This is a genomic window from Planifilum fulgidum, assembly GCF_900113175.1.
Lineage (GTDB): Bacteria > Bacillota > Bacilli > Thermoactinomycetales > DSM-44946 > Planifilum > Planifilum fulgidum.
On record NZ_FOOK01000017.1, the window covers coordinates 61215 to 68025 of the forward strand.

Consider the following 6811-nt stretch of genomic DNA (forward strand, 5'->3'; position numbering starts at 1 on the left):
TCACATCACCCGCTTAAACAGCTTTTCCAGTTCCCGCGTGGAAAAGTGGATCATCACCGGCCGCCCGTGGGGACAGGTGAAGGGATTGTCGCACCGGGCCAAATCGGTCAGCAACCGGGACATCTCCTCCCCGCTGAGGCGCCGGTTCGCCTTGATCGCCGCTTTGCAGGCAATCAGTTTGGCTCCGGCATCCCGGATCCGCTCCGGCCGGACCGCCCCTTCCCTCTTTAACCAGTCGATCAGCTCCCGCAGAATCTCCTCCTCCTGACCCGGCGGAACCCAGCGGGGATGGGAACGGATCAGGAACGTGTTTCCGCCGAAGGGCTCCAACTCCCAGCCCATTTCTCGAAAGAGGGAAAGCCGGGCCGACACCCTTTCCGCATCCCCCGGCGAACACTCCATCGGAATGGGCATGAGCAGGGGTTGTCCCGTCGGTTCCTCCCGGCGCATCTCCTCGGAAACCTTCTCATAATAGATCCGTTCGTGGGCCGCGTGCTGATCGATCAAGTAAAAACCGTCCTCCGCCTGGGCCACGATATAGGTGCCGTGCACCTGGGCCAGAGGCTCCAGGTCGGGAAACCGCTCCTCCTCCGGGGCAGGAGAAGCGGGCTCTTCCGCCACTTCCTTCCCGGTTTGGGGGCGGACAATCTCTTCCGGCCGATCCGGCGCCTTTTCCGTGAAAAGGGAAGCGGGTGTCTCCTCCCGCACCCGGTCAACGGCGGATACCTGCGGCTTCATCTCCCTTTTCGCCGGCGAAGGCGGCTTCGATCCACGACGGCCTGCGCTCCAGTCAAACTGCTGCTGGACCGGCCGCTCCTTTTTCACTTCCCGGGCTTCCACCCGGGGAGCCAGCGAGCGGGTGCGAAAAACCTTTTTGATTTCCTCCTCGATAAAGGCGGTCAGCTCCTTTTCCTTGCTGAGGCGGACCTCCATCTTGGCGGGATGGACGTTGACATCCACCAGCTTGGGATCCAGCTCGATCGACAGCACCGCCACCGGGTATCTGGATACCGGGAGAAGCGTCTCGTATCCCCGGAGCACCGCGTGGATCAGCGGCAAACTTCGGATGTAGCGGCCGTTGATGATCGTGGAAAGATAGGAGCGGCTCGAGCGGGTCAGCTCGGGACGACCGACCAATCCGGTGAGGAGAAAATCGGCATTCTCCGCTCTCAAGGGAACCATCTTTGCGGCCGCCTTTCCGCCGTACAGCGCATGGACCACGTGGAGCAGCTTTCCGTCTCCGAGCGTTCGGATCAACTCCCGTCCGTCGTGGCGGAGGGTAAAGCGGATCTCCGGGTGGGCCAAAGCGAGCCTCCCCACGATGTCCGCCACATGGCTAACTTCAGTGTTGACGGTTTTCAGGTGTTTCAAACGGGCGGGCGTATTGAAAAACAGGTCGCGCACCACCACTTCCGTCCCGGGGGGATGAGCCGCCTCACCGACCGATCGCACCTCCCCTCCTTCCAGCTCGATCCGGGTCGCCGCGGCCGCTCCCCTTTCCGCCGTGGTCAGGGTCATCCGGGACACGGAGGCGATGCTGGGCAGGGCTTCTCCGCGGAATCCCAGCGTGTGGATGGCAAAGAGATCCCTCTCCCGGAGAATTTTGCTCGTCGCATGGCGGCTGAAAGCCAGTTGCGCATCTTCGCGGTCCATTCCGCAGCCGTTGTCCACCACGCGGATGGAGCGGATCCCTCCTTCTTCGATCTCCACCAGGATCCGGTCCGCCCCTGCGTCGATGGCGTTTTCAATCAGCTCCTTCACGACGGAAGCCGGCCGTTCCACCACTTCTCCCGCCGCGATCTGGTTGACCAGCCGGTCTTCCAAGATGCGGATTCTGCCCATCTCATCTCCCTCCGGACTTTTCGTCATCCCTCAGCCGCCGCTGAAGCTCGTACAGAAACTGGACCGTGTCGAGCGGAGGAGTCCGGAGCACGTCCCAGGACAGGAGATCCTCAATCACCTGTTTTTCCTTCGCGGACATTTCTCCTTTTTCCCTTTCGGGCTCCGCCATAAACTGAAACAGATTCAGCTGACCGGTCGCCGCCGTTTCCGACCGGCTTTCCAGCTCCTCCAGAATCACCCGGGCCCTGGAGATCACCGCTTCCGGAAGCCCCGCCCGCTCCGCCACGTGAATTCCGTAACTGCGGTCCGCCCTTCCCGGCTCGATCCGGTGAAGAAACACCACTTTCCCCTCTTTCTCAATGCAACGGGCGTGAACATTGACCAGACGGGAAAGGGACTCCTCCAGGCCGGTCAGCTCGTGATAATGGGTGGAAAATAGCGTTTTCGCCCTCACGTGATTGTGAACATACTCCACGATGGCTTGAGCCAAGGCCATTCCGTCGTAGGTGGACGTCCCCCTTCCCACCTCGTCCAGCAGAATGAGACTGCTGGGAGTGGCCTGCATCAGGGCTTGCCGCGTCTCCGCCATCTCCACCATGAAGGTGCTCCTGCCGCCCGTCAAATCGTCCGCCGCCCCGATCCGCGTGAAGATCCGGTCGACGACGGGAATCACCGCCCGTTTGGCCGGAACAAAACAGCCGATCTGAGCCATGATGACGATCAGGGCCGTCTGGCGCATGTACGTGCTCTTTCCCGCCATGTTGGGCCCGGTGATGAGCAGGATTTGACGGCGGTCTCCATCCATGCGCACATCGTTGGGAACGTATCTCCCCGACTCCATCACCGCCTCCACCACCGGGTGACGCCCTTCCTCGATCAGCAACTCCCCGCCCTCTTCCACGGACGGCCGCACGTATTCGCGTTCAAGGGACACCGCGGCGAAGGATTGGAGCACATCCAGGCGGGCCACTTCCTCCGCCAAAGCCTGCAACCTCGGAATCTGCTCCGCGATCGCCTCGCGCACCTCCGCAAACAGCCGGTATTCCAGGGCGATCGACCGCTCCTCCGCCTCCAGCACCTGCCGTTCGCGCTCCTTCAGTTCCGGAGTGATGAAGCGCTCCGCGTTGGCCAGCGTCTGCTTTCGCTGATACCTTCCCTCGGGAAGGTGGCGCAAATTGGCCTTCGTCACCTCGATATAATAGCCGAATACCTTGTTGTACCCCACCTTCAGGGATTTGATCCCGGTGATTTCCCGTTCCCGCTCCTCCAGACGGGCAATCCAATCCTTTCCTTCCCGCTGGATCCTCCTGAGCTCATCCAGCCCGGAATCGTACCCGTCCCGGATCACGCCGCCTTCCTTGACGGTGGCGGGGGGATCTTCCACGATGGCTTCCTCCACCAGGCGGGCCACATCGGCGCAAGGATCCATGCGCTCCGCCAGGGACACGAGCACGGGCTTCCCGCTTTGCACCAGTTTCTCCTTCAGGGAAGGAACCGCCTGCAGGGAACGGCACAGGGAACGGAGATCCCGCCCGTTGGCGGAACCGTAGGCGATGCGCGCGGAAATCCGCTCCAGGTCGTAAATCCCCTTTAACCGGGTGCGAACCTCCTCCAGAAGGATCGGATCCCCGGCAAAGGCCTCCACCGCATCCTGCCGCGCCAGTATTTCCTTCAAATCCAACAGGGGCTTGTCCAGCCACCTTTTCAGCATCCGGCTTCCCATCGCCGTGGCGGTCCGGTCCAGAAGCCACAGGAGGGAACCCTGCCTCTTTCCGCCGCGGATCGTCGTCGTCAGTTCCAGATTGCGGCGGGCCGAATCATCCAGCATCATGTACCTGCGGACATCGTAGCGGTGCAGCCGGTGGAGATGGCGCAGCGTCCGTTTCTGCGTCCGGCGCAGATACGAAAGGAGAACCCCCGCGGCCCAGGTCAGCTCCGGCGATGTGAGCAAGCTCCAGTCCTCCGGAAACTGCTCCCTCAGCTGCCGCTCCATCTCCGCGAGCGGCGGGAGTTCTTCCTCGTCGACCGGGGTGACCACGCTGCCCAGCCGGGTGGACGACTGTTTCACGAAGGCCTTGTCCCGGGCGAGCGCCCCGCTGATGAGCACCTCCCTGGGGTGATAGGTGGCCGCTTCGTCCAGGAGATCCTCCGCGCCCTCCAGCTGGGTGATGTGGCACTCCCCCGTGGACAAATCGCAGGCGGCAAGGGCGGAGCGATGCCCGTCCCCGGCCAGAACGACCAGAAAGTTGTTCTCCTTTTCCTCCAGCATCTGCTCCTCGATCACCGTCCCGGGGGTGATGACCCGGACCACTTCCCGCCGGACCACCCCCTTGGCCTGGGACGGATCCTCCACCTGCTCGCAGATGGCCACCTTGTATCCTTTATTGATCAATCGTTCGATGTACGTCTCCGCGGAATGATAGGGAACGCCGCACATCGGAACGCGCTCTTTCCCCCCATCCCGGGAAGTCAGAACGATTTCCAGCTCTTCCGCCGCCTTTTTGGCGTCCTCGAAAAACATTTCGTAGAAATCGCCAAGGCGAAAAAATAAAAAGGCATCCGGGTATTCCGCCTTGATCGACAGATACTGCTGAATCATCGGAGTGTAATTCGCCAAGAGAAAACCCTCCGATTTTTTGTAATCTGACGTCGTACGGTTTATTTTACCACGCGGATTCCGGGCGAACAAGCCGACTTTTCAAGGCGTCTCCCCCTTCCGGTTGAAGGGGGGCAATTTCCATCGCGAGCGAAAATCGACCGATTCATCCCAGGTTTTTCCCGTGAACATCCATTCGAAAAATCCGTCCAGATCGGACCGGTAATGGTCATACTCGGAAAGGGAGTTCAAATCCGCCCAGATCTCCGTCAGCTTTCCCCTGATCACCTCTTTGTTTCCTCGGTAATAGGCCTTCTGCACCGGATATTCCCGGAGAAAATCGTGACGGAGATAAGGATACTTGGCGGCGATCAGCTGGGCCAACGCCACCACCCCTTTGGTCAAGGTCGGAGAGATGAGCCAGCTGGGAAGCGTCCGGTATTCGAAACCGCCGTGAAACTGGGGGCGGAAATCCCCCAAAAAACCGTAATTGGGGCGCCTTTTCACCCCCCGCGGATCCTCCGCCAGCATCAGCGGAAGCGCCAAGTAATTGTCCAAGGCCCTCAGCAACTTGAAATTGAGCCAAACCCCGCTGAAATGGATGTGTCCCCCGAGGGGATATCCCGGATAAGGCATTCCTCCCGCCAGCCAACGGATCGAAGCATCATTCACTTTTTTGGCTGCATAAAGCATCCCCTGCAGCATCCGAACCACGAGCGTGCGCGGATGGGTGGACGGCTTGGGGCGCAGTTCCACGAGCGGTTTGTCCGACCGGTTGTTGCCGTGCCAGACGGCATCGCACCCCACCCGCCCATGGCGGGGAAAATATTTGGAGGCCAACACCAGTTCTCCCTCTTGCGACTGCATGATAAATTCCGGATCGGCGCCGATCGTCACCTCCTTCACGGGCTTCACCGCGCTGGAGAGCATTTTTCCGTACGTGTAGATGGAATGGACAAACCCGTTTTCCATCTCCCGATTCAGCTTGGGCTCCACGATGACATCCAGCACCACCAACTGATTCCCGGGTTGCACGCCGATCTTGACCACCCCGTAATCCAGCCCCAAGGCATACAGGGCCCGAACCGCCAGCCGGCCGGCGCGCTGAACCTCTTTGCTCCTCTCCGTCGCGTTCACCCTTTGAAAGGGCAGTCGGCTGCGATTGCTCCGGTTTGCCAGCCAGACATAACTGCTTTTTGAACGGTACATGGCGAGCACATCGGTCTGAAACACGGGAATCACATATTGGCGGACCAGAACCGCTTTGTCGGCCGCCACGGGAACGCCGTGCAGCTTCAGACAATTGAATTGCAGCTTCTTGTCACGGGCCCTGTCCACGCAAGAGGGATGATTCAGCACCTTCATCGAATCGGAATACCAGGGAATCGACACTTCCAGGCTGATCGAAGGGGAGAGGGTTTTTGAATCGGTAACCACTTCCTCGCGGATTGCTTGTTCATCGTTCATCTTTTTTTCCGGAAGGTCGAGGGTAATCATTGCGCTGTCCCCTTTCGCATTCCGTATCATCCTCTGGATATGATATGTGGAGGAAGCGGGGAAGGTTAGTTAAAAGGAAAAAGGAGGCAATTGCCTCCTTTTTCCTCCGGAAATCCAATGGGTGGTGCTCAGTCGTCCAAATCATCCACCATCAGATCGGGATCGAGATCGTCGAAATCATAGCTCTCCCCATCCGACTCGCTCACAACCACGTCCTTTTCGTCCCATTCGTCATAACTGGCCGGATAGCAGGCCACGCACACCTTGGTTTCGCCAATCATCTCCACGAGAAATTCCTTTTCCACGCTCACTTGCACAACTCCGCCGGCGATTTTTGCCTCGACGCAGTTGGGCGGCTGTGTGGCCACGGCGGTCACTTCCGTCGTCCCTTCCCGAACATTCCGGTCGTAGTAACTGAGCGGCACGCGTTCCACGTAGCGGATCGTTTCCTTGGCCACGTCCGTTTTGGTGTTCCCGTCGTAGGAATACCAGATGTTCACGTCGTAGCTGCCGATGACTTCGACCGTTTCGCCCACCTGGTTGGCTTTATAGTCATGATTGATGATCCAGGCGCCGAGGATGCCGGAAATGTTCTCGGGAGGTGCGATCGAATGCGTCGACTGGGAAAATTTCCGACCCCTGCCACAGATCGCTTTGGTGATGATTTGGCGGTATTGCGGCCCTTTATCTGTATTCGACACGGTGCTCCCTCCTCCAAACGATCGTTCAGTACCATTTGTATGCAGGGCGGATGACTAGGGTGCAAAAAACCCCGCAGAAATCTGAAGTGCACCCCTTAAAGTAGACACAGGAAAACACCCCTGTGAAAATTACTTTAAGGGGTGATTTTCGTGGCAAGAAAAGGACAGAAATTCA

The 6811-nt window shown here is 59.4% G+C and carries 4 protein-coding genes; all 4 read right to left on the bottom strand.

Translation table 11 applies throughout. From position 1 onward, the window contains the following. The 4 genes from mutL to cotE all read right to left on the bottom strand — a co-directional run bounded on the left by mutL (position 1) and on the right by cotE (position 6636). The gene (gene mutL / locus BM063_RS10595; RefSeq protein ID WP_092038753.1) at positions 1–1842 is read right to left on the bottom strand and encodes a DNA mismatch repair endonuclease MutL; all 1842 of its coding nucleotides are present in this window, start codon (positions 1840–1842) and stop codon (positions 1–3) included. A 1-nt stretch (position 1843) separates the two neighbouring features. Then, entirely contained in the window at positions 1844–4459 is a 2616-nt protein-coding gene (mutS, locus tag BM063_RS10600) for a DNA mismatch repair protein MutS (RefSeq protein ID WP_092038755.1), read from the bottom strand. 81 nt (positions 4460–4540) lie between these two features. Continuing rightward, a complete protein-coding gene (locus tag BM063_RS10605; RefSeq protein WP_177199101.1) occupies positions 4541–5935 on the bottom strand; it encodes a putative amidoligase domain-containing protein in 1395 nt (464 codons plus the stop codon). A 128-nt stretch (positions 5936–6063) separates the two neighbouring features. Continuing rightward, positions 6064–6636 (bottom strand): outer spore coat protein CotE, encoded by a 573-nt coding sequence (gene cotE, locus BM063_RS10610; protein ID WP_092038759.1) that lies wholly within the window; start codon positions 6634–6636, stop codon positions 6064–6066. Between the last annotated feature and the right edge of the window lie 175 nt (positions 6637–6811).